Below are 26,225 nucleotides of genomic sequence, written 5' to 3'. Positions count from 1 at the left end.
GTCGGCTGAAGCTGGCCGGGGCAGTCGGTTCCGGCGAGCGCGCGCCACTCCGTACTATCCTGGTGCCTATGAGCATGCCAGCAGCAACACCGATGCCCACTATGGATGCCGATGTCGTGACGGAATCGAACCGACCCTGGCAGTGCATTGTGTGGGATGACCAGGTTAATTCGATGAGTTATGTCACCTACGTGTTCCAGATGCTCTTCGGCATGGACCGAAAGAAGGCGCACGCGCTGATGATGACGGTTCACACGGAGGGTAAGGCAATCGTGTCTTCCGGTGAGCGTGACAAGGTGGAGGCTGATGTGAAGAAGCTCCACAAGGCGGGCTTGTGGGCAACAATGGAGCAGGCTGACTAAGCCGATATTCGACAGCGGGAGAGAATTTACATGCGTCCTTGGAAGCGCAAGCGATCCCTTCTCGGCGGTGGCGTCAAGTACGTCACGGCTTTTGAAGGCACGGAGCGGGATTTGCTGCTGAATCTGGCTGCTACTGTGGCGGACTCGCTGATGGAGCGAGCCCGGTCGGCGCCGAAGGATGAGCTCGCGGAAATGACGGGAATGCCCGTCGGACACTCCGAGGCCCCAGCCGATCCTAAGCTTGCGCGACTGTTGCCGGACTTCACCAAGCCGGGTGAGGAGAGCGTGGAGGGGGAAAACGCCCTCATGCGCCAGCTGCATGAGTCGGAGATTGTAGAGAGCAAGCTCCATTCCCTGCGTGCGATTATCGACGCCCTGGAGCCCGCCGAGTCGGGGCAGGTATCCATTTCGGAAAGCGATGCCCATGCCTGGGTTGCAGGTATCAATGACCTACGTATTTACCTGCACGTTTCCATGGAGAACCTCAATGGCTCCATCGAGCAGATTGAGCAGACCGACGCGATGTACCAGTGGCTGTCCTACAACCAAGAGTCACTGCTGGATCAGCTCATGGGTGAGTAGCGAATCCGAGCAAAACCCCGAAAAGATGCAGTAATCAACTGAGGCTAACTGCCATGAACTGTGGTGAAAGGTGCCGTAGTCGACAATGAATTCTGAGATTTTCGCAATCAGCCCCACCGACATTCGACACCAAGCCAGCAGTGCTGCGCTGGGCACGAGCATCGACATTGGCGCAGGATGTCTCGACTCCATCGACGGCATCTCCATCGGCCATGCTGCTGAGGGGGACACCGGAGTCACCGTCATCGCCGCTCCAGGCGGTGCTGTCGGCGCTGTCGATGTCCGCGGTGGCGGTCCTGGCACTCGCGAGACCGACCTGCTCGCACCGGAGAATACCGTCGAACGCGCCCACGCTGTCGTTTTGGCTGGCGGCTCCGCATACGGCCTCGCAGCTGCCGACGGAGTTATGCGTGAACTGCGTGACCGCGGCATTGGCTTTGAGGTCACTCCAACTCGTCCAGATATCCTCGTGCCCATCGTTCCCGGTGCTGTCATCTTCGACCTGCTGTTAGGTGAGCCGACGCTGCCCACCGCTGAACTCGGACGCGAGGCGCTGTCGCACGCGCTTGACGACGTCCCGGAGGACACTCCCTCCGGAACAGTAGGTGCCGGTGTCGGCGCTATGGCCGGGGCAATCAAGGGCGGTTTTGGACAAGCCCGTGTGACCTCCGCCGATGGTAAGTACTTTGTGGCTGCCGCAATGGTGGTTAACTCCTTTGGTGCAGTCATTGACCCGGAGGGACGCCTTTACGGAATGCCGGCGGCTGCCGGTGCCAGCAAGGAGGCATTGGCCCAGTTGGACCAGGTTTTCGTCGGTAGAACCAAGATTCTCGCAGATGCGGCTGGCGACGGGGAGTCGTCGGCAAGCACACGAAACACGACGATTGGCACGTTGATAACCAATGCGCCGGTGACAACTGCGCAGTTGAAGCGGTTGGCGATGTGCGGTCATGATGGGCTGGCACGAGCGATTCGGCCGGCTCATGCACCGATGGACGGTGACACGCTGTTTGCGCTCAGCTCGGCCGAGGCAGCGGATAGCGAAAACGCTGAACCCGTGGGCTCGGATGTGGTGGCCCTGTTGGCTGCGATGGCGGCCGATGCGGTGCAGATGGCTATTGTCGATGCCGTGATGAGTGCAACGGGACGCGCGGGAGTAGCCGCGCTGTCAGAGATGCTGGACAAGTAGTGAGGGAAGTTCGCCAATGAATCCGCAATGGAGCTCGGGGCAACAGCAGAATTACCAGAACTATGCGCAGTACCCGATGGGCGGTCCCGTGCAGACGCGGCGGAATAATCAGATCGTTCCACAGGATCGCGACGGCGGGCTCGGTGCGGCCATCAGTACGGCTATTGGGTACCTGGTACTTATCTGGACGGTATTTCTTGTCAACGATTTCATCTTTGGTGGGGCGCTGAACAACTTCGGAGTGCGCCCACGCGAAACCTCGACGCTATGGGGAATTTTGACCGCACCGCTGTTGCATGCAGATTACGGGCACATTGTGGCGAATTCTCTGCCCGGGGCGTTGTTTGCCGGTTTGATTGCAATGTCGTCGAAGCGGCTATTTTGGCAGGTCACACTCTTGATTACGGTCGTTGGTGGCGGTCTGACATGGTTGGTCGGCGGTGTAAATACCGTCCACATCGGTGCGTCCGGCCTGATTTACGGCTGGCTGGCGTTTTTGGTCGTGCGCGGTTTTGTGAACCGTCGGGTGATGCAGATTATTTTGGGCGTGATTCTGGCATCGATGTACTCGGGTCTTATCTGGGGAGTGCTGCCAACACAGATGGCTGTTAGTTGGCAGATGCACCTCTTCGGTGGGCTTGCGGGCATCTGGGCTGCGGTGATGTTTAAGCGCGGTCGCGCACGTGGCTAAGAGTGCACGTCGCTAAGAGCCCGAGGTAAGCGGCATCAACTCCTGGCGGAAACGGCCTAGAATAGGAGCTTCGGTGTTTGACCAACGATATGAGGAGTCCAGATAGCGGTGGGAGCAGAAGCAGGAACTCAGGCAGTCAATCAGCTGACGGCGCAGGATAGCGGCTTCCCCGACCGAACAGCGCCGATTGGCATCTTCGACTCCGGTGTCGGTGGGCTGACAGTGGCGCGTGCCATCATGGATCAGCTTCCGCACGAGTCGATCATGTACATCGGCGATACTGCCAACGGCCCTTACGGCCCGCTGCGCATCGCCGAGGTTCGTCAGCACGCTGAAGCGATCGCCGATGAACTGGTTGCACGCGGCTGCAAGATGATTGTCATTGCCTGCAACACTGCTTCGGCCGCATTTTTGCGTGATGCCCGCGAGCGCTACCCAGTCCCAGTAGTCGAGGTCATTCTGCCCGCTGTGCGCCGTGCGGTCTCGACCACCAGGAACGGAAAAGTCGGTGTGATCGGTACCGCCGCCACGATTCGCTCCCGTGCCTACCAAGATCTCTTTGATGCAGTGCCCGGTGTGGATGTCTCCGCGGTCGACTGCCCGCGATTCGTGGACTTTGTCGAGCGAGGAATTACCTCTGGTCGCCAGATTCTGGGACTTGCAGAGGGCTACCTCGCGCCATTGCAGGCCGATGGTGTGGACACCCTCGTGCTGGGCTGCACCCACTATCCGCTGCTGTCCGGTGTGATTCAGCTGGCCATGGGCGAGGACGTCGCCCTAGTGTCCTCGGCGGAGGAGACGTCGAAGGACGTTCTGCGCATCCTCACAAAGACCGACATGCTCGCTGACCCGGAGAGTAATCCGACCCCTGTGCGCACATTTGAATCCACTGGAGATCCGCAAGTTTTTGCATCACTGGCAAAGCGCTTCCTCGGGCCCGGTATTAGCCAGGTCACTATGCATTCCCAAATGTGACCTTTCTTATTAAATCCAGACACTCCATTGGTTTTTTGCTCGTTTTTGATCAATTACATGGCAAGCTTGAAGTATGCGATTGAAGGTTCTGGGATGTACAGGCAGCATGGGTGGCCCATCGGCGCCAGCATCTGGCTACCTCATTGAGCTGGATAACGGTCGAACCTTTGTCATTGATTTGGGTCCCGGTGTCCTCGCCGAATTGCAGAAGATCTCTGATCCTGCAGCTTGTGATTTGTTACTAACTCATGTGCACCCAGACCACACTGCAGACATTCCAGGGCTGCTCGTCTGGCGTCGCTTCCACCCGACAGCCCCGGCGAGTTCCCGGAATCTCCTGGTTGGCCCCGGAGACATTCACGACCGGATAGGCACCATGTGCAAAGCACTGGGAAGTGAAGAAGATGCCAACCTGGAAGACACTTTTGACCAGGTTGTGAGTAACCCCGGTGAGCCACTGTTAGTCGGTGGGGGCGAAGCGGACGGAGGCGCCGTCGTCACGCCGTATAACATGGTCCACCCGGTGCCAGCTGTTGGATACCGCATTGAAGCAGATGGTCTGACCATTGCATACACCGGAGATACTGCGTGGACCGATGAACTGGTGGAGCTGGCGCGGAATGCGGATATCTTCATCTGTGAAGCCACATGGTGCAGCAACGAAGAGGGCACACCGCCGGACATGCACCTGACGGGCTATGAGGCCGGAAAGGCAGCGACACTGGCGGGGGTCAAGAAGCTGGTGCTGACTCACATTCCGCCATACGCAGACGGTGAGGAAGCACTGGGTGCTGCGAAGAGTACCTTTGCCGGTGACGTTGAATTGGCCTACCTGGGCATGGAGCTAGGCGGCTAGTCTCAGCGATTATCGGGTTTCCGTACAGCTGTCGCACCGCTTTCGCGCCGGGCGGTAGGGTAGTTGGCATGACTACAGCTAATTCCGATTTTCGCCGTGCCGATGGACGCGCGGTTGATGAAATGCGCAAGGTGACCATCACTCGTGGCTTCACCGACAATCCGGCCGGTTCTGTGCTGGTTACTTTCGGTAATACGCGTGTAATGTGCACCGCTTCCGTCGAACAGTCGGTGCCACGATTCAAGCGTGACTCCGGCGAGGGCTGGTTGACCGCTGAGTACTCCATGCTGCCGGCCTCTACCCACGAGCGCATGCCCCGCGAGTCAATGCGCGGCAAGGTCAAGGGTCGCACTCACGAGATTTCCCGTCTGATCGGTCGCTCCTTGCGAGCTGCTATCGACTTGAAGGAACTCGGTGAGAACACCATCAACATCGACTGTGATGTTCTGCAGGCGGATGGTGGTACTCGAACCGCTTCCATCACCGGTGCGTACGTCGCGCTGGCTGATGCCCTGACCTACCTGCATGCAGTGGGCGCTGTTCCGGGCACCCCGCTGAAGGCACCAGTCGCAGCTGTTTCGGTTGGCATTATTGACGGCCGTGTCTGTCTAGATCTGCCTTACGAGGAGGACTCCCGCGCTGAGGTCGACCTCAACGTGGTGATGACCGCAGAGGGCAAGTTCGTCGAAATCCAGGGCACTGGCGAGGAAGGCACCTTCGACCGCGATCAGCTGAATGACATGCTCGACTCGGCGGAAAAGGGCCTGCGTGAGCTCGTTGCCCTGCAGCAGGAAGTTCTGCGTGCGCCGTACCCGGGTGAGCTGCCGTGAAGCTCCTCGTCGCTACCCGAAATTCTAAAAAACTAGTCGAGCTCGACCGCATCCTGCGTGCGGCGGGTATTGATTCGGTGGAACTTCTTTCGCTTAGCGACGTCCCGGAGTACCCAGAGCGCCCCGAAACCGGTCGCACTTTTGCGGACAACGCCTACATCAAGGCTTTCGATGGTGCGAAACACACCGGCTACGCGTGTTTGGCAGACGATTCGGGGCTCAGCGTCGATGAGCTAAACGGCATGCCGGGTGTGCTCTCGGCGCGCTGGTCGGGCACTCACGGCGACGATGTCGCTAACTACGAGCTGCTGCTCGCCCAGATGGGGGACTGCCCAGATGAGCGTCGTACGGCGTCCTTCCGTACCGCCTGCGCGTTGGTCGTCCCCGGTGCCAAGGAGGTGCCGTCCGCGCTTGCCGACGGCGGTTTCCCAGCGGTCCTCGATGAAGCCGGTAATCTGCTGCTGGTTGTAGAGGGCCGCTGGCCTGGCGCCATTCTGCGCGAGCCTGTTGGGGACAATGGGTTCGGCTACGATCCGGTGTTCGCGCCCGCAGTTGGGGAGGGCAACGAAGCTGAGGGGGCCTTGTCTGCGGCACAAATGAGCGCCGAAGACAAGGACGCTTTTAGCCACAGGGGGCGTGCACTGCGTGCCTTGACTCCGGCGCTGAAAATTCTGGCTGAGGTTGAGGCTAAGGGGTAGCCCTGGGGCGAGCCCTCGGGCTGCCGAGAGCCCGCTACTTCAGCTGGAAAGCGGTCTCGACTTCCTCACGGCGCTTCTTCTCGACAAAGAAGGAGAGGAACGGGACCACGCCACCGAGCGCGGTGATGATCCACTTTGCTGGTTCCCAGCGGGCTTTGGTGCCCAGGTTTACGGTGGCAATGAGGAATGCCATGTAGCCGAAGCCGTGAATCTGGGCGGTGTAGAAGAACCACCGCGGCGCGTCGGCGGAGTTGTCGAGGATGAGGTACTTGTAAATCATCTCGGCACACAGCAAGAGCAGCATCACACCCGTGAAATAGGCGGTGACGGAGAAGTACGTCAGTGCCTTCCTTACGCGCTCTTGACGATCTGGATTGATGTTGGTCACTAAAAGTCCTTTTCTCGAATAAGCAGTTATCGCCTAGGCGTTGGTGCCAGAATCCGTCGATTGTGTCTCATCCACACGCTGCACCTTTCGCGAGCCATCCGGGTTGGTCGGCAGGAATTCGTCTGGAATTTCCGTCATGACATCGTCTTTAGCCTCAAATGCGGCCTCGCTATTGCCGCTCAGGCGTTCGCGTTCGTACTCCATGTACTTGCGGTAGGCCCAAATAAAGAACAGGCCGAAAGCTGGCCACTGCAGTGCGTAGCCCAGGTTTTGGAATGAGCTGGTTGTGTTCCACCTGCTGAGCTGCCAGTAGGCGAGTACAAGAGTGGCGCCGACTGCAAGAGCCAAGAAGATTAGTTGCACCACGCGGGTACGAGTGGGAATCTTCGCTGGCTTGTCAGTGGTATTGGGATGCTGTGAAGTGGACACATAACCACCATAGCTAGTCCGTGACCTGCCAAGCTAGCGCGCTCGCTGGATAAGGCAGGGGATGGGACATTAGGAATTCAGCTAGGACATTAGGAAATCTGCGGCAAACCCGTTAAAGTGTGTACAGTCCAAATGAGCTGTGAAAGTTCGTTGCGCCTGTAGGTGGCTTATCAGTAGTCCATGCTTACGGGGACTGTACGTAACTGTCACGGATTCGCGACGGGCGCCTGTGGCGGAATTGGCAGACGCGCTGGATTTAGGTTCCAGTGCCTTAGGGCGTGGGAGTTCAAGTCTCCCCAGGCGCACATATATATACCTCGTGACTATGCAGGTCACGGGGTATTTTACTTTTCAGGGCGGCTCTCCACTACAACCTCACTACAACCCGAGTCCAAAATTTCGCCCATTTTTGCCCCGATTGCACCCAATCCCGAGTCGAAAAGGTGCGAGTAGGTATCGAGCGTAATCGACGGCTTAGCGTGACCCAGCTGCCGCTGCACCTGCAACACGTTCGCCCCCGCCGAGATAAGTAGCGACGCGGCAGTGTGACGGAGGTCATGGCGACCCAGCCCCTTAGGAAATGTGTCATCTTCGGCCACGCACCGCGTCACTGCCTCACTCCACCATGAGTGAGACGTAGCGGGCATGGGGAGAGGCGTGTACACGTCACCGCGTAGGGCGTGCCAAACCAACTCGGTGGGGTGGCGGTCTGCAACCCGCGGTCGCAACGCCTCCACAACTTGCGGAGGCATAGACACCGTGCGGGTCTCGCCTGTCTTGGTGGTCGAGCCAACGGTAACTTTGCCTGTCTCGCTGCGGGTCACAGTGCGGCGAATGACGGCAGTGCCAGTTACCAAGTCCACGTCGCCGACTGTGAGTGCTGTGGCCTCGCCATATCGGCAGCCCGTTCCCACAAGGAACAGCACAAGGGAGGAGTAACCAACCTTGTCGTCGTAACGGCTACGCTGCAACTCCTCGGTGAACGAGGCAATTTGTGAGGGAGTCAAGATATTCTGCTGCTTGGCGCGGGAGCTACGTCCGCGCCACCGTAGACCCCGTGCGGGGTTAGAGTCGATAGCCCCCGCCTCTCGCGCGTATTCGAGCAGATTGCCGAGGATACCGACTATATCTTTCGCTGACCCCTCTGTGAGGTCGTCGAGGAGACGGTCACGCCACATGACCACCTGTGGGGTGGTAATGGAGCTGCACAGTCGCGTGCCCCACTCTGGCTCAATACGCTGCTTCCAGTAGCGAAGATACTTCCGGCGGGTTTCCCCTGAGGTGGAGAGGTCAGCCTCCCACTGGGAGTAGAAGTCGGCGACGGTCGCGTGGGGGATAGCTGAACCCGTGAGCCTGGCTTTGGCTTTCGGTAGCTCGTGGTCTCGCCAGGCGCGGGCCTCCGCCAACGTGTCGAAAGGGTGGGGGCCGTATTGCGTCGCTCCGGCGGCCTTATAAATCACGAGGTATCTAGCCTCGCGGGGCTTGTCCTTAGGTACCCATATGTAGATGTTGCGGTCTACACGTGTCCTGCCGGGTGGGTAGCGCTTTGCCATGTGTGACCTCCTGGGCGTGAGGTAAAAGTGGCGATTTTACCAGGTGTTGACACTTGTCAACAATACTGGGACGTTAAGGGTCACTGAAAACCTGCCCCCGGTAGAGGGTGTGCTTACTAAGATTGGCACAAGCTTTACCTAAGCGTTTATCAGGATTACCGCTTCCTGTGAGGGTGACCTGCGGAAACAGTGATTCTCCGTGAAGCCGGGTGCCCGGTCGTGCTTAGGGTCATATTCATGACAAAACGCAACGACAAAACAACTGGTTTACACGAGCGGCTACTCACTCCCGAGCAAGCAGCCGCGCACCTCCATCTCAACCCGCGGACGCTGGCGAACTGGCGCAGTCGCAGGCAAGGGCCGCCGTATATCCGCTGCGGGCGAATGTGCCTCTACGACCCTGCCGACCTGGACGCGTGGTTAACGCGGCAGCGCGTCGGCACTGTTGCCTAGCCGCACGCCCGCAGCCAGGAGGCGCTAGACGGGTGAGAAATGTTAAACGCCCTACCTATGGACAGGTAGGGCGTTTGCTCTATGTTTTGCAGGGGTTTACTTGTCGCGCGACTCGCTACCGTCGTCCGGCATTTTGTCGAGTGCGGAGTCCACGGCGAGCTTGATGTTTTCGACCTCGCCCTTGTACTTCACGAAACCGAGCAGTTCCTTGATTACTTCCTGTGGAGCGCGCTCAATCTGGGCTAGGGCAGCTTCTGGGTCATTCTTGATAAGTTCTACAAATGTCATGCCTCAAAAATAAACGGCCACAGTGTGGCTGTCTAGGCCAGATGGAAAAAGCTTTGGCCGGGCCAAGTTATCCACAGGCACGCAACCAGGCCGCCGTCTCCACGCACGCGGCGGCATGTACCCCGGCGAGTGTGCCAGCGGGCACGCCGAGCAGCGACTCCGCCTCTGCGGTTGAAATGCCCCGCGCGGCTGCATGGACACCTGCCAAGGGCGCGGTGCCTGCAAGAATGGCGCGAAGCGCGGCGAGGTCTGCCATGCGTATCTCCCCGCCCCGGGCGCGGGGGAGGGGGATTGCGCCCGGGGCATGTTTGAATATAAAGCTATTTGGGTTAGGTCGCGCGGCGAGGGCACCCGGGGCCGACCGTAAGGGGCGACCTGGCACCTAGCCTACCGTCTCGCACGGCTGTGCGAAAGTGTCCGGTGCTAGTCCGGGGTGCCCGATACTGTTACCTCGTAACAAACCCAGGACACAAGGAGAACGACCATGATTGACCTCGACCGCGCGGTCTGCAACAACCAGACGATGATGATAACTTTCCCGGAAGCGGTTTTCTGCTACCAGGATAGGGAGCAGTACACGCAGGCGGTGCTCAAGCTGAACATGTTGGTTTTTGGTTTCGCCTCGGGTATCAGCGACGCGGTACCCCAGATGACGCTCGACGAGCTAGAGGCCTATCTACCAGCTCCCCAGCAGCTCGTGACCCTCTAAACTCCACAGCCCCGGTCGTCATGGCCGGGGTTTTCTCATGCCACCAGTCGCCAAGCCTTGTCATGTTGACAACGGTCGGCTGGGGCTTCTTCATGCCGCCCGCCGCCGTCCGCACCAACCGTTACGGTCACCGTAACGATTGTCCATGACACCCTGCCGGGGCGCTTATGCTGCCACCTGCACGGCCACCTTGACCGTGCAGGTTTCAGTCAGGGGCACGATGACCCCAACTGGCTGGGCCTTTCGTGCCCCTAGCCGCCGCAGCGCGACCAACCATGGTCGTCCGTACCATGGTTGCCCAGGACTTCCCACTGAGGCGCTTATGCTGGCGGCTGTAGTCGAGGCGCACGGCTTCAGTCGTCCCCTTTAGGGGCACAACTGACCGCCACCTGCACGGCCACCATGACCGTGCAAGGGGTGGTCGTTATGACCACCCCTACCAACCGTGTCGAACATCGACATGGTTGCCTGGGCCTTATGCCGCCAGCCGCCGCAGCGCGGCTACCGTGGCGGCCTCCTGCGCCGTAGCCGGGCGCTCGTACCCGTTCAGCATGGCAGCTAGGCGATAGGCAGCCTCCGGGTCACTGGCACCCGCCACAGGCCGCCCGACGCGGCTCACGGCTCCAGTAGATAGGTCTACAACGTACATTTTGGGTCTCCCTGGGCATAGAAAACATGTGTCAAAACTTGCCTCCTATTCTACCGTTACCGCAGGTAAAATGGGGTACATGACACAAAACATCGCAATCAATATCGACACCACACGACACGCTGCGGAGGAGACGCGGGCGATTGCCGCCGACCTCCGGCAGCTGGCCGACGACACCGTGACGGAAATGCTCGCAGCCGTGAAAGCAGATTTCTCGCAGGCCTCCGTGGACGGCGGAGTCTCGCCGATGTTCGCCGCCCCGCTAGCCGCTGCCGAGGTTGCCCTAGAGAGGTGGCGCGTGGCGCACTACGCCTACGCTGACAACCTCGATAAAGCAGCCGCGGGACTGGACGCGACCGCAAACGGCGCAGAGGCAGCGGAGACGGACGCGGTGGCAGCCGCCGGGCGCGTGGAGCCGGGCACTGTGACCAGCCCAGACCGCGGGCCTGACTACACTCATCTCGTCGAGCACAGTGTGCGGGAGCCTGACCGTGGCCCTGACCTCACCCAGCAGGTCGAGAGTCACGTGTGGGAGGACGCGGAACCCGACCACACAGCGGAGGCAGAGAGCGCCGTCCGCGGGCCACTGAAGCCCGGCGACGAGGTACCGCACGAGTGGGAAAACCCCGAGGCGGCTGCCGCTCACGCCCGACGCGGCGTGGACACCTCCGAGGCGGGTAGCCGCGTCGGGCCGACTATCGACGGTGACGGCGAGATAGTCCAGCCGTCGCGTCGGGCTGTGTCCTGGACGGAAGACGAGTTCGCAGTGCCGCTACACACCAACTAGCCACAGCCCCGCGTTACGTGGCGCGGGGCACGCGTAGGGGACAAGGAAAATGCAGGTCAGGGGAGTGGGGGAGTGGGGGTAGCACGAGGTAGGTAGGGGGGTCAATGCAAAATTGGCGGCGGGGGTGACCGCTAGCGACGTGCAGTAACGTGTTGACACTGGTCAACACATGAAAATACCTTGTAAAGCGACCGAGGGCGACATATAATTTGGGGGTAGGAGAACACACTGCACAACACAGGGAGCCACAATGATGGACACATTGACCGAGCCGCAAGTAGCGGAGCTGCTGGGCGTGACCCAACGGACGATGCAACGCTGGCGAAAAGCAGGGCGAGACCTCCCAGCGCACACAAGATTTGGCCGCCACATCGTCTACGACCGCGAGGACGTAGAAGCGTGGGCCGCCCGCCAATTCACCCCGCGGATTGCCGCCTAGACAAAGAAAGAGGCCTCGGGCGGTCACCCGAGGCCCCTCACACACAATGCTGAAAAGGATTTGAACCTATGAACACAACTGTATCAGACAACGCTCCTGTTGTCTGCACTATCGACGACCCTGCCGCCCACGGTGAGCAGGTAAAAGCCACCGCGCGCGAGCTGATTGCCGCAGGTTTCCGCGTCATGCTGATTGAAGCACCACAGTCACTGGACACGCCGCAGCAGCACAAGGTTGCCAAGGTCGGCGCGGAGCAGAAGCCAGGTGAGGCAATCAACTGGCGCGATAACCGGGGCACTGACGACCTGGAGCTGATTCGCCGGGGCGTGGAGCTGCGAGGCGGTGTCGTGAACCTCGCAGCGGTGCCCACCCGACTGACAGCAATCGCTGACCCGGACGGTGAGGCGGAGTGGGCCTCCATTTCCGAGGCACTAGGTCTCGACGAGTCCGCTATCTACGAGACGACTCCGGGCAGCCAGGAGTATGTCAATGAAAAAGGAAAGCTGTGTGAGGCGCACGACAGGGGCGCACATGTCCTGTTCCGCTTTGACGAGTCAGACGCGGAGCTGCTGGCCGCCAAGGACGCGCTAGGCACCAGCTGGAGCTGGGACTCGGGTACCGGAGTCAAGGTATTGTTCCGGTCACAGGAGGGCGGCTACGCGCTGACCTATCCAACCGTCAGGGTCAACGGTCAGTTTGACGAGGGGCGGTATATCCGCACGGGGCGGGTAATCAACTGTCCGCCAGCACTACGCGCCTACATCATGGAGGTAGGCGGCGCGGCGCTGGAGCGTAAGCGGGCAGCCGAGCAGAAGAAGTCAGAAGCCCAGAACATGTCCGTCCTCGTGGAGGAAATGGACGCGGACACCGCCCCGCGCGGGTTCGGTCGAGTGGGCTGGGGCTACAGCGACAACACCGCAGCTTTCATTGCGGCCTGGGAGATGGAGCACACTGTTGCAGACGTGCTGGGCGACCCGCGTATCTCCGAGGACTGGCGCTTTACCGACGCAGGTGCCGACAGCAGTGGCACGCAGCAGTGGACAGCGCCGGGAGTCCACGCCAGCGACCGGTCAGCAGTCACCGGGTACAGCGACTCGACAGGCAACGAACTGCTGAACATTTTTTCACCGAACGTTCCCGACGAGGTAGCCGACGCGTTCTACAGGGCGACAGAGGGCAAGAAGCCCTACGACGCGGGTCAGTCCTACGGAGCCTGGCAGCTAACCTGTGCGCTTATCTACCGCGGCGACTGGGAGGCTGCACTCGTGGGCGAGGGAATAGAGATTCCCCGATTCCCCAAGGAGAAATGCTACGGAGCAATCCTGCACGCGGATAAGACAGCCGCGGAACACTCACAGCAGCTGCAGCGGCTACGACGTAACTACCTGCAAGCGGCAGGCTTCGAGTGGGCAGCAGACTACCCTGCACCCGTCCGCTACATCGACGCTGTAACTGTGGACGGCGAGACAACCGTCTATGTTGAGGCGACTGTGGTGGGCAGCACGGAGCATGAGGAGTTGGTAGAGGTAGCAGCTGGCGAGGCGACACTGTACGCGGCGCAGCTACCGCCGCTGTTCGGCAGTCCGCAGGCAACGGGGCAGGCCGCTACCTCCGCTGCAGCAGTTACCCCTGTAACATTTGCCCAGCGGGAGGCACAGCAGCAGCCGGTACCTGACTACGGCGACGAGCAGCTAGAACTGCCCTCGTTCCCACCGAGCGCAACACGCCGTGACCGCCGCAAGTCCAAGGGCGAGCCGACCGCACTGGACGAGGTACCGCAGACGTTTGCCAAGTGGCCGGAAGAACAAGCCAAGCTGGAGGCAGTCTGGGCACGGCACTGTGAGCGGGTGGGTGACCTGGTGGCGGAGCTGGAGCAGGCATGGGGCTGCAAGCTGCCTGACAAGTCCGTCCTGGAGCTGCGCATTAACCTGTGGCCTGACAGGAGGCGGCGAGCAGGTAAAGCACCCTACTGGTCGGAGGTACCTGGCGCAGAGCGAAAAGCGAAGTACGGACACGACGGGTTCCCGGTAGACCCTGCCACATACGTCGAGCTAATGAACGCGAGTCCGCTTCACCAGGCAGTGTTCTGGAACGTCCGCGAGAACCACCCCAACGCTTCAATCACGGGAGCGCTACTCCGCGAGTACCAGGAAGTATCGCACCGCGTTGCGGTTGGCTTTGAGTGTTCTGTCCGAGGCAACACACAACCCCCTAACATCTTTGTCGCACTTGTGTCGCAGTCCGGCGGTGGCAAGTCGGTCACGCAGAATGCGCGCACTTTCCGCTTTGCCGAGGAGCACCTATCCGAGGTAGCAGAAGCGAGCGCACGAGAAGCTGCCAAGCGGCAGGAGGCGCAGCAGAGGCTCCAGGAGCAGACAGCGGCGCTGGAGAAGCTACGGGAGAAGCTGGAGGCAGACGGCGAGCTGACAAAGGCTGAAACCAAGGAAAAGACCAAACTAGGAGAGGAGGTAAAGGAGCTGCAGGCAAAGGCGCAGGCACCGGGAGAAAACCACAAGGCGATTAACCTGTCGCTAGGCGAGGGGCAGAATGTCGGCACTGCAGCAGGTATGCGCGACTTCTTGTGCGAGCGAGTGGAAAATGAGTTCGGACGCGAGGTGCTACGGGTCAAAGACCGCGAGCGCCGCTACTTCTACTGGGACGAAGCGGTCAGCATGACCAAGGCACTTGGAGCAGGAGACAACCAGGGCACCGGCTCTGGAGTGGACACAACACTGTCCTCTATCTGGAACGGGCGACCAAGCTTCCCCTCGACGAGTGGCAAGGGCGAGGTAATCCCCGTACCTGATGATTTCCGCGGGGTGCGAGTAGCAGTCACCCTGGCACTGCAGACGAAGAAAGCGCAAGGGCTACTGGAGACGGCAGGGCAGGGTTTTCTGCAGCGGTTCCTGCGAGTTCCCGCGCGACAGGTCTACGAGGCGGCGATTACCCCGAGCATTGTGGCACGCCCCGCAGACCTGCACCCGCTAGTCACAATTGCAGACACAGCACACGACGGGCGCGTCACCTGGTGCGAGGAGATGGTTGAGGCCGACCGCGAGAATCAGCGCATGGCCGGTATCGACGACGACGGAAAGGACGAGGCAAACAAGCACTGGTTTGGTCACGTTATGCGCATGGCAACCGTCCACGCGGTAATGAACGGGCGCACGCACATAACCGCTACCGACTACGACGTGGCCGACTGCTGGCAGGAGATTTCCGAGTCCACACTCGACTGGGTAATCCACGAGCTAAGCGAGGAGGAGGTCAAGGAGGAGACCAAGCGGCAAGGCGTAATCCTCAAGGCGCGTAGGGCTGCAGAGCAAAGCGAGGCGCAATCTACGGAGGTGATTCGGGTGGCAATCACCACGTTCCTGGGAGAAGCCCCGCACGCCTGGCACACACGCTCGGAGATTTGCGAGGCCGTACGTGAGCACCACCGAAAAGTTAGCCCCCTGCTAGACGCGGCCTGTCGCGAGGGAACAGTCGTCCAGGAGAAGCGAGGTGGGTACGGAGACAGCGCACGCGAGACGCTTAGGTACCGCCTAGCCACCCGACCTGACGACCAGTAACCAGCAACTAGTCGCAGGTAGTACCCCTTGGCGCGAGCTAAGGGGTACTTTTGTGTACAAAAAGTAGCAAGCACCCTTAATTTCCACCCTTAATTGCCACTTGGCAATTAGCGTGGCAACTAAGCATTTTAGCAGGTCAGAGGCAGTTTTTTCGGCCGGAATTTTCCTTAGTTGCCAAATTGCCAACTTGCGGCAACTAGGCACACACTAAGTTGCCTATTTGTTAATGCACGGGGGTGTAGAGTCATCTTCTTCTTCTTATTACATACAACTTGTAGTAAGTAGCCGGGTGCCCGATACGGCTACTTTGGCAATTTGGCAACTAAGGAACTTGTCGCCCTCTAAATATGCTGTCTGACCTGCGGGTTTCCTTAGTTGCCACCTTAATTGCCAAGTGGCAACTAAGCCTGGCAACTAAGCCTGGCAACTAAGTCTGGCAACTAAGTCTGGCAACTAAGGCCGCGACCCGTCGCAGCTACCCACTACAGGCCACTAGCCGCACGCTACAGGCCGCCTGGCTGCGCCCCGCTGTAACTTAGCCACGCGCCACCCTCGTTGCGCCTACGAGCCGCCTAGGGCAGTTCCTGACGGCAGGTTGTGTGGTGCTTATTCTCCGCTGTGGTTGCCCGCTGCAGTCTGCGCAACCCTTGTCGTGTTGACAACAGTTGGCTGCGACCCGCTACACGCCGCCTAGCGCACTAGGCAGCCCCGTTACCTGTAGCCTGCCGACTGTGTTGCTTCTCGACACAGTTGGCCGCAACCGTCGCAAGATTGACCACGGTTCCGTCTGCACGGTCAAGGTGGCCGTGCAGGTATGGTCAGGACGACCTTAACTGCAACCGCGCCAATTACCTCCACAGCTGCCTGTAACCCGCCGCCAGTTGCCCGCTACAGGCCGCAGAGCACTAGTCTGCTGCGATAGGCCGCAGCCGCTGCTGGACGCGTCTACAAGCCTCCTGCTGCACGCCGCCTAACGCACGAGGCAGAGCACTATCGCCCGCGCCAACTATTACGCTGCGCGTAACGGTTCCCGTCTGCACGGTCAAGAGGGGTGGGCAGACTCAACCACGGCCACCATGACCGGGTTTGTCAACTGCTCCGCGCCACAGCTACCCGCAAACAGTCGCCAGTCGCCCGCTGCGGGCCATAGAGCAACACACCGCTGTAACTAGCCGCCCGTCGGTGCCGACCCACCTACAGGCCGCCTGCAGCAGCTCCCAGTAACCAGCTGTGCGTCTTGCACGCTGCCAGCCACAGCTACCCGTAACCAGCCGCCAGCCGCCCGCTGGCGGCCACCTGGCCTCGCCCTGCTGTATCAAGCCCACTGCCACCTCTCGACGCGCCTATAGGCCACCCGCTGCAGTTTCCAGCGACCTGCCCTTTTCTTGTCCCTGCTACATGCTGCAGGTAGCAGGAAAAGGCCACAGGCGACAGCGAAAGCGACCGCCACACGCAAAGCTGCAGCCTAGAAAGTGTGTTCTTGGTCACGTTAACTTTGTACTAACCCTTTCACGTTACTACTGGAGTGGGTACAAGGCAAACTATCCGGGGGTGCTTCTGACCAGGTAAAACGCCTGTGGAGCAAGAGTTCGGTACGTTGAACCGTTTACAGGTGTCAACTATTTACGCAGGTCACGGGGCATATTGGGTATTGCGTTAATCCAAAAGCGCACGTTAAGATGAGCACATGAGAAACAACGTGAACATTACCCCCGCAGAACGGTGGGTATCCGAACAGGAACTGGCACTACTACTGGGAATGTCGTCGAGCGCGATTGCACGGCGACGACGCACTGGCGGCGACTTGCCGCGGCACACGACCACAGGTGAACGCACACACATGTATCGTCTCGACGACGTAGAGGCGTGGCGGGACGCACGCACGACGGACACTAACAACGAAGTGGCCGCCAAGCTGATTGAGCAGTCCCGAGTAGACCGAGATGCGCTCCCTGGCACGTCCACGCTGCTGGAGATGGGGCGCTTCACGGTGGAAGTGAAATCGCTGGCCGATTGCAAAAAGGCACTGGCTGCACGAAAGGAAGCTTTTCCTCCGGCCTTGGAGGAGCTGTCGGTCGTCGAGGTAGTGGCCGAGTGCCAGCTGGCTGGCTGCCTGCAGCAGGTGACATGGAGCGGGCGGTTGTCAAACGACGAGCTGCGGGCAGTCCTCGTAACAATCGGCACGCTGACCCGCCAGCAGCCGCGCGGCCTGGGACAGGCTAACCGTCTGCTGTCCGAGGTCGAGGTACTAGCCGCCGTCGTAATCGGCGCGGTAGAGGCAAACCTTAACGAGGCATAAGAAAACACGACTGCTGGGCACAGTGGACAGTCCACGCAGTTCAGTAACTAACACACAACACACACAGAGAGGCTTTTTCTCATGTACCGCGAAACACGCGACCAGAAGATTCAACGACTATCTAGCCGCCGCTACACGAAGCGGGCACTGGCGGTCATGCTTGCAGACAGCGACGAAAAGCTGCTGCAGGCACAGCGCACCACTGACCGAGTGAAGCGGCAGGTTCCAGCACACGGCCTGACCGTCTCCTCGGAACGCACCGGGTGGCGGTTGACCGTCTACCGCCACGGCAACCAGCTAATCGAGGTGACCTCTAAGCGCGAGGAAACGGTGCAGCAGTTGATTGCACTGCTTCCGCTAGAGGAGGCCACCGAGCTGCAGGTGCTGGAGGCTTTCGCCCAAGTCGCAGACGACACGGCTAGCTACCAGCTGCCGAAGCCGCGCGGACTAGTCCTAGACGGCCCAGGAGCCGCCGAGGACAGGCGGTACCTTGCGCGCCTCAAGCGCGAGTACAAGCTGCTTGTAGACGAGCTGTGGGCTGCTGACCCGGAAGAGTATCCGAGGCTGTGGGCTTCCGCTGTGTGCGCCGCCCGCTTCGCGCGAGAGACTGCGCCTGAACTGGTAACGCTGCAGCAGCTGGCTGCAGCGTAGGAGACAGGAGACTGAAAATGTCGAAGTTCGAGACGCTAGACAGGGCACAGCGGCAGATTATTGTGGACGAGTTCATACCTGACCTCTCGTGTCCTCGCCAGTACCTGCTCCACTCCCGCGCGTACGGAAGCTACCCAGTAGTAGCTACCCCATACAAGAACCTGCGAGAGTTCACACACGATTGTTTGGATATGGAGTTGACCGTCCTGTGGGGAGGCGAGCTGATTGGGCACTCCGGTGACCGACTGCAGGCACTGGGCGATTACCTCTACGCCGCAAAAACGTTTCCTGGTGTGGGGCAGGGTATGGGGGTGGATAACTACCAACCGGCAGAGGGCACGTACCGCCAGCAGGTTAAGGAGTTAACCGCCCAGCTGGAGACGTGGGGCTACCCAACGCACGACCTGTCCAACGACGTTTGCTTATTGGGCAGTTGGAGGTTCGAGGGCACGGGCTGCTACGGCGCTTTGAAACAGCTGTGGGGGTCGTCGCTAGTCAACGGCAGGGCTACAGGCTACGACGTACTGGCCTTAGCTGAGCGCAAAGGGTGGACTATCCGCTCCTTGACTGCGCGAGTGCCTGGGCTGCGACGCGTCGCACGCGCCCGAGTTATTCAGCACAAGCTGGGCGCTCCTATCTCCGACGAAGAAGCGCTAGCCGCCCACTACATTGCCGAGAGCAACCCGATGTATCGCAACCCGCACCCACAGGAGGACTGTAACCATGACGATTCCTAGCAAGCTGCAGTGCCGCCTGGCCTACAGCCCACAACTGCCGCAGACTCCACCTTGGAACGGCTGCCTCGATGTAGACGGCACCCGCATGTACGCCGGTGACGGGGCAGCGGAGGGTGTCGAGGAGCTGCTTTCCCGCAATGTAAAGCTAGGCGCTGACTCCGAAACAGCCGGGCTGGAGGTAGCCGAGCGCTGCCAGGTGAAGTGTGTAACTTTCGGGCACATGGACGACGACCACGGTGGCCTGGCAGTGTTGCTAGACCCTCGCCGCGCCGACCACCGGCAGCTGATTCAGCGAGTCTTTGCCGAAGCGCCTGGTCTCATTTTCCACAACCTACCTTTTGACTCTATCGCGCTGTACGAGTCTGGGATTGTGACCGACCTCGCTTGGCTGGACAGAGCGTGGGACACGATTGTCGCCGCCCGCCTGGTAAAGCGCCTGACTGCGAACGGCACGGGTTTCGAGAAGAAGAACAGCCTCTCCCAGCTGTTGTGGAGGTTCCTCGGCGTAGGTGCAGACCCCGCGACCAAGCCGTTGCAGTCGGTAGCTAAGGTGCACGGTTTCACGACCGGCAAAACTGACAAAGGCAACCACTGGTACCACGACGGCGACATCGACATTCCGGCCTACGCGATTGGTGCCATGTCCGATGTGGTGTACTTGCCGCAGCTGCTGTCCGTCCTGCAGACCTCGGCGTTAGCGGACATGACGAACGCGGACACCGAGTACAGGCCTAGCTACGACCAGGCGTGTCACGTGTTCTACCGCGAGCAGGTGGTGAACAGGTGTCTGACTCGTGCCAACACGCGAGGTTTCGAGATAGACGGGGCCTACTGCGCCCGCTACTACGCGGAGGCTACCGAGAAGCTGTCCGCGACCGTCCCGGCACTTGTAGAGATGGGCTGGTTGGTTCCAGACAACACTGCTGCAGCCGACGCGCCGCTGTGGGTTAGGTACAAACCTAACCGTAAGGCGGTTATCAACACGCTGCTGGCGGAGGGCAAGATTGACCCCGCGGACTACCCGTACACGCCGGGCGGTACCACCCTGTCCACCTCTGCTGACAGCCTGGAGACCGTCACTGCGACAGTTGACGGCAAGCAGGTCACAGACCCGCGTATTGTCGATTGGCTAGCTTTCGTCGAGGTGCAGACTACTGACCGCAACTACGTTGGCAAGGCGCTAGCTTCCCGCGCTGCAGATGGTCGGGCACGCTCCTTCGCACACGTCATGGACACCGCCACTGGCCGAATGACGTACACGGACATGCCCCTGCAGCAGTTCAACGACCCAGGCCGCCGCTGCATTGTCGCACACAACTGGGTGTCAATCGACTGGACGGCTGTAGAGCCTGTGACGGCTGCAGCACTGGCGGGCGACTGGCACTACGTCGAGCAGGTAGAGGGTGGAGCCGACCCGTACATTCCAGTGGCGAGAGCAGCTGGCCTCATTCCCGAGGGACTGCCTGACTACCCGCCGCCCGAGCTGTCTGGCAAAGAAGCCGAAGAGTTCCCTTGCGCCCGTAACCATGCAGGCCGCAAGCAGGCAAAGGTCATTCTGCTGGGGCTGATGTACGGCAAGGGTCTGGCTGCACTGGCTGAGGAGCTGGGTATGTCCACTGACGCGGCGAGCCAGCTTAAGTGGCGGGTCACCTCTGCGATTCCGCTGATTGACCGGAAGTTGCGGCAGCAGAAGCGCCTAGCGGACAAGCACGGCTACATAGCGTCAGCTAGCGGCCGACTGCTGCGGGTCGTGAAGAACCCCGACGGCAGTTACCGCGGCTACACGGCACAGAACTACCTGTGCCAAGGTTCCGCCTACGACGTACTGGCAGAGACCATCTATGCCGCCGAGCAGCAGGGTATCGGGCACAAAATTCACCTGGCTATCCACGACGAGTTAGTGGTGGACGCTGACGCGCAAGCAGAGTTCGAGCAGCTTATGCAGGGTGCCATGACCACGCTGGCAAGGGTGTCCGTCCGAGCTAACGGCCACAAGTTCTGTACCGACGCGCACGCACTCACAACCAACTGGCAGAAAGTCTAAGGAGGAAACCAAAGTGCTTGGAGCAAGCTCACGATTCACGCCGCTACTCGGCCTCACAGAGCACACCGTGGACGACGTAGCTTACGCCGCGTACACGCTGTGCCTTAGTGGGGTGGCGACCTACCTACTCGACCCGGAGACAGGTCAGCCGGTAGACGGCAGAAGCAAGCAGGCGCAGAAACAGGCCGCGGGTGACCCTGTGCTGTATCCGGCAGACAACGTGGGTACCGCTAAGCGCTGGCATAAGGCTGTAGTGGACTGGAGCGCGAAGAATGACGGCAAAGTTCCCAACCTGGCCGCCCAGATTCAACAGGGCGACGGCTACATTGCCATGACCGGCGACGGCTTAGAGCAGTGGTGGCAGGAGCGGTTTGGTCGAGTGCCGACCCGCACCTGGGGCAACCTGCTGATTATCGAGGGAGTGTCTGCAGACGCGACCCGCAGTGGTAACGGGGTGCAGGTGGCGGGTGTCGGCAACACGCTCCCGCTGCCCCCCACATTTGGCTGTCGCATGGCGGCTACCGCAGTATCCGCCCCGCCCGGACTGGGTGCGGCACTGGCGGAGATTCCACCCACCGCATAACCCCCGCCCGCCACACCAGGCAGAGAGGAAAACCCAATGCACATTATCGAGAACGACAACGGTACTGTCACCGTTATATGCACCGCACGCAGCGGTGTGGTCACCTCCGTAACGTTTACTCCTGACACAGCGGAGAGGGTCACTGCCGCCGCCGAGTGCCTACCGGGCGACCCGGAGGAGGCAGAGGACGACCTGTACCTGGCGCTGTCTAGGGTGTGCCGCGCCCCTGCTACCTATGTGGCAGCGCAGCAGCGCGTGGCTGACCTCCTCGACGAGATGAACGACGAGGTAAACCCCGCCGAGGTGGAGGTCTCCCCGCTAGGTGACTTCACCTGGCGCTACTGGTGGTTCCACGGAGCAGGCACACGCCGCCTCTACCACCTGCTGACCAGCGACGTGGTGACCCTCGGCCAGCTGGTCGAGGAGGCATACCGCACCGGCGTAGAGCTGACATACTCGGACGTACCCGACGATGTGGACGTGTACCGCGTCGCACGCCTCGGTGACTACTACGCGGGTGCTCCGTACTGGGCAGACCGCGAGGTCACCCGCTACGTGGAGAACACCCTGATAGTCGGCTGCGGTGGCCTTGCAGCGGACGCGCCAATCCTCGCGCGAAAGACGGCGTAGCCGTCACAGCTGGTCTGGTGGCCACGGCTTTCCATCGGGGAAATACCGGTCAAACTTCCAGCCCAGGCGGAACGGGAGGACGAACTTCGGGGGGCAGTTGTTGGCCTCCCACATAGTTTCGGGCTTTGCCGCGTGTTCAGCCACCTTGCGGTCGGTGTACACCCCGTGACAGATGGGGTCGTAGTAGTCTGGCTCGTCAATCTTGTGGGCGGGTGTACCGCTAAACACTCCGTAGAGGAGTTGGTCGCGGCTATTGACCTCGACCTCGAAGTCTTCCCACGTACCTATCATGTCGCCGGGTTGTGCGCGCCACCAGTCGTCTATCTTGCGGGCGGCCTCCTCGGACTCGACGAACCCGCCGAGAGGTTCAGTGTTATCCGGGTAGCGAGGATAAATGACACAGACGACAATTTTCATAGTCATGGTTCTACACCCTGCATGGGAGATTGGCGACCTTGGAGTAGCTTCGGGCGTAGTATGTTTTGCCGTGGTAGACGATAGTTCCCAATGTGACACCGATGAAGCGGGTGTCTACCTTGCCGTTACATGTAAAGGCAATATTGTTCTGGTCTAGACGATTCGTGTTGTAGGCAGAATCGCGCACCCCGCTTAGAGCAAGCCTCCACGCGGTGTAATACTTGTACCTCAAGTCGGAGCTGTGTTTGATACTGGTGACCGGGACGCTGCACTTTGTGTGCGGCTTGAAGCCGACGGTTCCCCAGTTACCCGACTTCCGTAGGTGTATGTAGTCGAGCCACAAGGTGCAGGGGCCATACTCCTTGGCGGCTCGAACGGCGGTGGTGCCCTCGCCAGGTGGGGTGTCGGATAGAACGTAGGGGATTGCGATAGACCCGAGGTTCTCGTCCACTTGGGCCTGGGCGGGTGCCGCAGTTCCTAGGCTGGCGACGCTGATTGCCGCCGCTGTTAGCAGGGATATTAGGCGCGTGTGCATGGTTGGAGCCTTTCGCGAGTGCGCTTACCAAACCGTCGGTGACAGGTTGCCCCTTAGCGATGTATTAGCTGGGCGACTGTCACTTATAGAATGGTTCACTTCCTGCCGCAATGAAAGACCCGTGCCTTTCGGCCACCCCAAGTCGAGGTCGGTCAAGGCGACTGGCGTATCCCACTCGTTACCTATCTCCTCTAATTGTGGCGGAACTCGGAGGAGTGCTCTGTGTTGCAGTCGTCGGTTGACGATTGGGAGCGCAGTTCGCCGAGAGGCAACGGAGGTTCGGTATTTCCTCCGCCTTCAGGGAAGAAGAACTTAGCTATCACAATGGTTACACCCATTACCTGAATGACTACTGAGCCAAAGAACCCTGTTGCTACTACGCCTTTGAACTCGTCGGCTGCAACTAGCGCCCGTAGACCATACCCCGTTCCCACAATCGTCAAAATCAGAATGCCCGTGAAGAGGCAGAGGAAAACGGTACGCCATATCTGGTCCGACTTTAATCGGCCCTTGTGTACCGCCATTATCTCTTCGGCGTCAGTTGTTGCTGCCTTAGCTGTTTTCACAGCTTCAGGGGATTTTGCCGTGTCTGTCGAGGCTTCCTCTGCCTTCGTATGAAGGAGAGCCTCCTCTTGCTTGTCTAGGTCGACGGAGGGTTGTCGGTTAGGCGACATGCGCTTCGACCTGGTAGTCGTCACGGTGAGGGCTTCTGTCTAGTCTCTGGTATCTCTTCCTGACTGCGGGGATAGATACTCCAAACTTGTCGGCCACTACGGCTTCGGGGACCTTGTCCTCTCGAAGCTTAAGCATCTCCTCCGCGGGCATGAGGAGTTCGCCTGCGAACTCGTCGGCAAAGAACTCGTGGAGGTCGTACTTACCGGGCTGACGGTGGTCTACAAATGAGTACTCATCGTCATTTGCGAGCTCTAGCCTGTCTACTAGGTGCCCAATCTCGTGCGCTAACGTAAACCGCTGGCGTACGGGGGAATCGGTGTGGCTGATATAGATACGGGCACCCTCTTGCTGGTTCTTAACCACTAGGCCGGATAAATGCGGTTCCAGAGGGACTAGGAAGACACGAGCTTCGTAGGCTTCCGCAAGACGGGTAAGGTCTCGAAGTCCTCTATTTCCGATAGGGTGTACCTTTCGGAGTATTCGCGCGTGATGCCGTGCTGCTTCCCAAATGAGCATCTCAAATCACCCCAATCCTTTCTGTAGTTAAGTATACCGAGCTGTCAACTATGTAGGTGGTATATATGCAGCGGTCATCGTGGAGATTACCTGCGCTACCCGTCACCTTGTAGCCTGAGAGCTGCCCCGCCCGACGCGACTCTGCACCGCCTCATGCAGCAGTGCAATCGCGCCGGGCGGTTTCTACGTATGACCTAGGAAAATGTGGCCCGCTGCCGAAAATGTTTCCGCTTCTGCACTCTAGCCGTAGTCGCACACGCGTGTTAGAATGAGGTCAAGTGTCCAGAGTTGATTTAAGGAGCGTACCCAATGGATACATCGTTTTTCGAGCGTCAGCAGGAAGCTATGGCGCGTGTAGCCGAGTCCCAGGAGTCCTACGACCGCGCAGAGGACGCGTACCAGGAGGCAGTAGCCGAGCGCACCGATACCTACAACGAGGTCAAGGCCGAGCGCGAGCAGCGTATGGCAGCCCTTGAGGAGGAGCAGGCGCGGCAGCGTGCCGCGCTTAGCGAGGAGATGGACGCGGACTATGCGGAGACGCTGGCGGAGGCAGACCGCACGGTGAACGCGGCAGTGGAATCGGTCAACGCTGCGCAGGACACTTGGCGGGAGACAATCACGACGGAAGTGGAGTCGAAGACGGTCACTCGACCGCAGATTGAAATGGCGGGCTTGGTGCTGCCGCAGCGTCGCCACACGCACCGAAAGGCTGTTGCGTAGCGGCCTGTAGCTAGCTCCCAGGAGACATTTCCTGGGGGCTTTTTCGTGCGTCAAAACTCGCCCGCTGCCGGGCACTGTGGCAGTCTACAGGCAGCAGGGAACAGGTGGCCTGCGGCAGGTCGCAGGTGGCAGGCAGACTGTACCTTGTACCAGGTGCTAGACCAGGGTCTAGACCATAAAAAGTACGCTTTGTACTAGGGAAACGGGCATAGACGCTTAGCGTTAAAGCCCTAGACAGTTTGGGTTAAAGTCCTAGACTCCGAGCGACAGAAAACCCGCCCCGAGTCCTGTTTTCCCAGGAATGAGGCGGGATTTTGGGGTCTATACCCGGGGAATGAGGGGGTCTTGCGGCCTAGAGCCAGGTACAACCGCCAGTCGAGCCGACATTACCGCGTCGGAGGTGACCCTGAGCCGTGCGAGGTCTGCCACCGCTAGACCTGCCATGCGACAGGCTCCCAGCCCCTTGGTAATGCTCAACCTGTCTAGCTCCGTGAGCTTTTCACAGGCGAGCCAGGCTGCCACATCGCCCGCGTCAAAATGAGACTTGCTTTGGCTGCTCTGTAGCCCCGCCTTGCGGTATTCGTACGTAAATCGCAGCTGCGCCAGCGCCTGCCGCATGAGGCGCGTTGCAGCCTCCGTAGGGGCAGGCGGGGCTTTCACCGGCACCGTTTTCAAGCCAGGCGCGCGAGTAGTTACGAACTTAAACAATCGCTCTTGCGAGACCTCGGCAAGTGTTGCCACCGCCCGACGTGGCACCCCGAAATCGAGCAGCGCGCCTAGCGCGTCGCGGTGCCACTGCAACGTCCCAAGCTGTCCCGCGTGCTCCATGTCGCGGAGCAGTGCGGGGGCTGCGGCCCACATTGCGGAGTCGTCGGCGGCAGTCGCCGCGGCCTGTAGCCGGTGCTCTAGCTCCGCGCGTGCGCGCCCAGCTGCATTGTAAATTTTCTGTGTATCTTTCATAGTTACTC

Annotated in this window: 29 protein-coding genes and 1 tRNA gene; 20 read left to right on the top strand and 10 right to left on the bottom strand. The window is 60.1% G+C overall.

Annotation, left to right across the window (positions count from 1 at the left end; genetic code table 11):
• Positions 1-68 precede the first annotated feature (68 nt).
• The 8 genes from clpS (at position 69) to QKE19_RS08405 (ending at position 6,183) form a co-directional block, all read left to right on the top strand.
• Positions 69-362, top strand: coding sequence for an ATP-dependent Clp protease adapter ClpS (gene clpS / locus QKE19_RS08440; protein ID WP_005511165.1), 294 nt, complete (start codon positions 69-71; stop codon positions 360-362).
• A 30-nt stretch (positions 363-392) separates the two neighbouring features.
• Positions 393-944, top strand: coding sequence for a DUF2017 domain-containing protein (locus QKE19_RS08435; RefSeq protein ID WP_070833878.1), 552 nt, complete (start codon positions 393-395; stop codon positions 942-944).
• A gap of 85 nt (positions 945-1,029) precedes the next feature.
• Complete coding sequence (locus QKE19_RS08430) at positions 1,030-2,133, top strand: P1 family peptidase (RefSeq protein WP_070857111.1); 1,104 nt, start codon at positions 1,030-1,032, stop codon at positions 2,131-2,133.
• Between the two features lie 16 nt (positions 2,134-2,149).
• Positions 2,150-2,824 carry a rhomboid family intramembrane serine protease gene (locus QKE19_RS08425; protein ID WP_070851998.1) on the top strand — a complete coding sequence of 225 codons (675 nt, stop codon included), beginning with the start codon at positions 2,150-2,152 and terminating at the stop codon, positions 2,822-2,824.
• A gap of 144 nt (positions 2,825-2,968) precedes the next feature.
• Entirely contained in the window at positions 2,969-3,799 is an 831-nt protein-coding gene (gene murI, locus QKE19_RS08420) for a glutamate racemase (protein WP_049182076.1), read from the top strand.
• Between the two features lie 73 nt (positions 3,800-3,872).
• Positions 3,873-4,655: an MBL fold metallo-hydrolase gene (locus QKE19_RS08415; RefSeq protein WP_347890811.1), complete on the top strand. Its 783-nt coding sequence runs from the start codon at positions 3,873-3,875 to the stop codon at positions 4,653-4,655.
• Positions 4,656-4,723: 68 nt separating this feature from the next.
• Positions 4,724-5,485 (top strand): ribonuclease PH, encoded by a 762-nt coding sequence (gene rph / locus QKE19_RS08410; RefSeq protein ID WP_016422266.1) that lies wholly within the window; start codon positions 4,724-4,726, stop codon positions 5,483-5,485.
• The gene (locus QKE19_RS08405; protein ID WP_049172870.1) at positions 5,482-6,183 is read left to right on the top strand and encodes a non-canonical purine NTP pyrophosphatase; all 702 of its coding nucleotides are present in this window, start codon (positions 5,482-5,484) and stop codon (positions 6,181-6,183) included. Before rph ends, QKE19_RS08405 begins: the two co-directional genes overlap by 4 nt.
• A 34-nt stretch (positions 6,184-6,217) precedes the next feature.
• On the opposite strand, the gene QKE19_RS08400 is transcribed toward QKE19_RS08405, so the two are convergent.
• On the bottom strand, positions 6,218-6,571 hold the full coding sequence (locus QKE19_RS08400; protein WP_005511118.1) for a DUF3817 domain-containing protein: 354 nt from the start codon (positions 6,569-6,571) through the stop codon (positions 6,218-6,220).
• A gap of 33 nt (positions 6,572-6,604) precedes the next feature.
• Positions 6,605-7,000, bottom strand: coding sequence for a hypothetical protein (locus QKE19_RS08395; protein ID WP_049172873.1), 396 nt, complete (start codon positions 6,998-7,000; stop codon positions 6,605-6,607).
• 223 nt (positions 7,001-7,223) lie between these two features.
• On the opposite strand from QKE19_RS08395, the gene QKE19_RS08390 reads away from it, so the two are divergent.
• A tRNA-Leu gene (locus tag QKE19_RS08390) sits at positions 7,224-7,305 on the top strand.
• Positions 7,306-7,344: 39 nt separating this feature from the next.
• Here QKE19_RS08390 and QKE19_RS08385 read toward each other — a convergent pair.
• Together QKE19_RS08385 and QKE19_RS08380 are read right to left on the bottom strand one after the other, a co-directional pair.
• Positions 7,345-8,553, bottom strand: a complete 1,209-nt coding sequence (locus QKE19_RS08385; RefSeq protein WP_347890810.1) for a site-specific integrase — start codon at positions 8,551-8,553, stop codon at positions 7,345-7,347.
• A 549-nt stretch (positions 8,554-9,102) separates the two neighbouring features.
• Positions 9,103-9,294, bottom strand: coding sequence for a hypothetical protein (locus tag QKE19_RS08380; protein WP_347890809.1), 192 nt, complete (start codon positions 9,292-9,294; stop codon positions 9,103-9,105).
• A gap of 484 nt (positions 9,295-9,778) precedes the next feature.
• On the opposite strand from QKE19_RS08380, the gene QKE19_RS08375 reads away from it, so the two are divergent.
• Positions 9,779-10,003, top strand: a complete 225-nt coding sequence (locus QKE19_RS08375; protein ID WP_347890807.1) for a hypothetical protein — start codon at positions 9,779-9,781, stop codon at positions 10,001-10,003.
• A 475-nt stretch (positions 10,004-10,478) separates the two neighbouring features.
• Here the strand turns inward: QKE19_RS08375 and QKE19_RS08370 are convergent, their stop codons facing one another.
• Entirely contained in the window at positions 10,479-10,652 is a 174-nt protein-coding gene (locus tag QKE19_RS08370; protein WP_347890805.1) for a hypothetical protein, read from the bottom strand.
• A gap of 79 nt (positions 10,653-10,731) precedes the next feature.
• Here QKE19_RS08370 and QKE19_RS08365 point away from each other — a divergent pair, with 79 nt between their 5' ends.
• From QKE19_RS08365 to QKE19_RS08325, 9 genes are all read left to right on the top strand, one after another.
• Positions 10,732-11,439, top strand: a complete 708-nt coding sequence (locus QKE19_RS08365; RefSeq protein WP_347890803.1) for a hypothetical protein — start codon at positions 10,732-10,734, stop codon at positions 11,437-11,439.
• Between the two features lie 250 nt (positions 11,440-11,689).
• Positions 11,690-11,878, top strand: coding sequence for a helix-turn-helix domain-containing protein (locus QKE19_RS08360; protein WP_347890801.1), 189 nt, complete (start codon positions 11,690-11,692; stop codon positions 11,876-11,878).
• Between the two features lie 68 nt (positions 11,879-11,946).
• Positions 11,947-15,450 (top strand): hypothetical protein, encoded by a 3,504-nt coding sequence (locus QKE19_RS08355; protein WP_347890799.1) that lies wholly within the window; start codon positions 11,947-11,949, stop codon positions 15,448-15,450.
• A gap of 1,687 nt (positions 15,451-17,137) precedes the next feature.
• Complete coding sequence (locus QKE19_RS08350; protein WP_347890797.1) at positions 17,138-17,749, top strand: hypothetical protein; 612 nt, start codon at positions 17,138-17,140, stop codon at positions 17,747-17,749.
• An 81-nt stretch (positions 17,750-17,830) separates the two neighbouring features.
• Entirely contained in the window at positions 17,831-18,400 is a 570-nt protein-coding gene (locus QKE19_RS08345; protein ID WP_347890795.1) for a hypothetical protein, read from the top strand.
• 17 nt (positions 18,401-18,417) lie between these two features.
• Positions 18,418-19,137: a hypothetical protein gene (locus QKE19_RS08340; RefSeq protein WP_347890793.1), complete on the top strand. Its 720-nt coding sequence runs from the start codon at positions 18,418-18,420 to the stop codon at positions 19,135-19,137.
• Entirely contained in the window at positions 19,124-21,181 is a 2,058-nt protein-coding gene (locus QKE19_RS08335; RefSeq protein WP_347890791.1) for a DNA polymerase, read from the top strand. The genes QKE19_RS08340 and QKE19_RS08335 overlap by 14 nt, the downstream gene beginning before the upstream one ends.
• A 13-nt stretch (positions 21,182-21,194) precedes the next feature.
• Positions 21,195-21,764: a hypothetical protein gene (locus QKE19_RS08330; RefSeq protein ID WP_347890789.1), complete on the top strand. Its 570-nt coding sequence runs from the start codon at positions 21,195-21,197 to the stop codon at positions 21,762-21,764.
• 36 nt (positions 21,765-21,800) lie between these two features.
• Entirely contained in the window at positions 21,801-22,394 is a 594-nt protein-coding gene (locus tag QKE19_RS08325) for a hypothetical protein (protein ID WP_347890788.1), read from the top strand.
• Positions 22,395-22,397: 3 nt separating this feature from the next.
• Here the strand turns inward: QKE19_RS08325 and QKE19_RS08320 are convergent, their stop codons facing one another.
• From QKE19_RS08320 to QKE19_RS08305, 4 genes are all read right to left on the bottom strand, one after another.
• On the bottom strand, positions 22,398-22,817 hold the full coding sequence (locus QKE19_RS08320) for a hypothetical protein (RefSeq protein ID WP_347890786.1): 420 nt from the start codon (positions 22,815-22,817) through the stop codon (positions 22,398-22,400).
• Positions 22,818-22,821: 4 nt separating this feature from the next.
• A complete protein-coding gene (locus tag QKE19_RS08315; RefSeq protein WP_347890784.1) occupies positions 22,822-23,346 on the bottom strand; it encodes a hypothetical protein in 525 nt (174 codons plus the stop codon).
• A gap of 191 nt (positions 23,347-23,537) precedes the next feature.
• Positions 23,538-24,020: a hypothetical protein gene (locus QKE19_RS08310; RefSeq protein ID WP_347890783.1), complete on the bottom strand. Its 483-nt coding sequence runs from the start codon at positions 24,018-24,020 to the stop codon at positions 23,538-23,540.
• Complete coding sequence (locus QKE19_RS08305) at positions 24,010-24,537, bottom strand: ImmA/IrrE family metallo-endopeptidase (protein ID WP_347890782.1); 528 nt, start codon at positions 24,535-24,537, stop codon at positions 24,010-24,012. The genes QKE19_RS08310 and QKE19_RS08305 overlap by 11 nt, the downstream gene beginning before the upstream one ends.
• Positions 24,538-24,846: 309 nt before the next feature.
• Here QKE19_RS08305 and QKE19_RS08300 point away from each other — a divergent pair, with 309 nt between their 5' ends.
• Complete coding sequence (locus QKE19_RS08300; protein ID WP_347890781.1) at positions 24,847-25,257, top strand: hypothetical protein; 411 nt, start codon at positions 24,847-24,849, stop codon at positions 25,255-25,257.
• 321 nt (positions 25,258-25,578) lie between these two features.
• On the opposite strand, the gene QKE19_RS08295 is transcribed toward QKE19_RS08300, so the two are convergent.
• The gene (locus tag QKE19_RS08295) at positions 25,579-26,217 is read right to left on the bottom strand and encodes a hypothetical protein (RefSeq protein ID WP_347890780.1); all 639 of its coding nucleotides are present in this window, start codon (positions 26,215-26,217) and stop codon (positions 25,579-25,581) included.
• Positions 26,218-26,225 lie beyond the last annotated feature (8 nt).

It is taken from the genome of Corynebacterium sp. c8Ua_99 (assembly GCF_039907185.1).
Lineage (GTDB): Bacteria > Actinomycetota > Actinomycetes > Mycobacteriales > Mycobacteriaceae > Corynebacterium > Corynebacterium jeikeium_D.
This window is presented reverse-complemented; position numbering and strand designations above follow the sequence as displayed.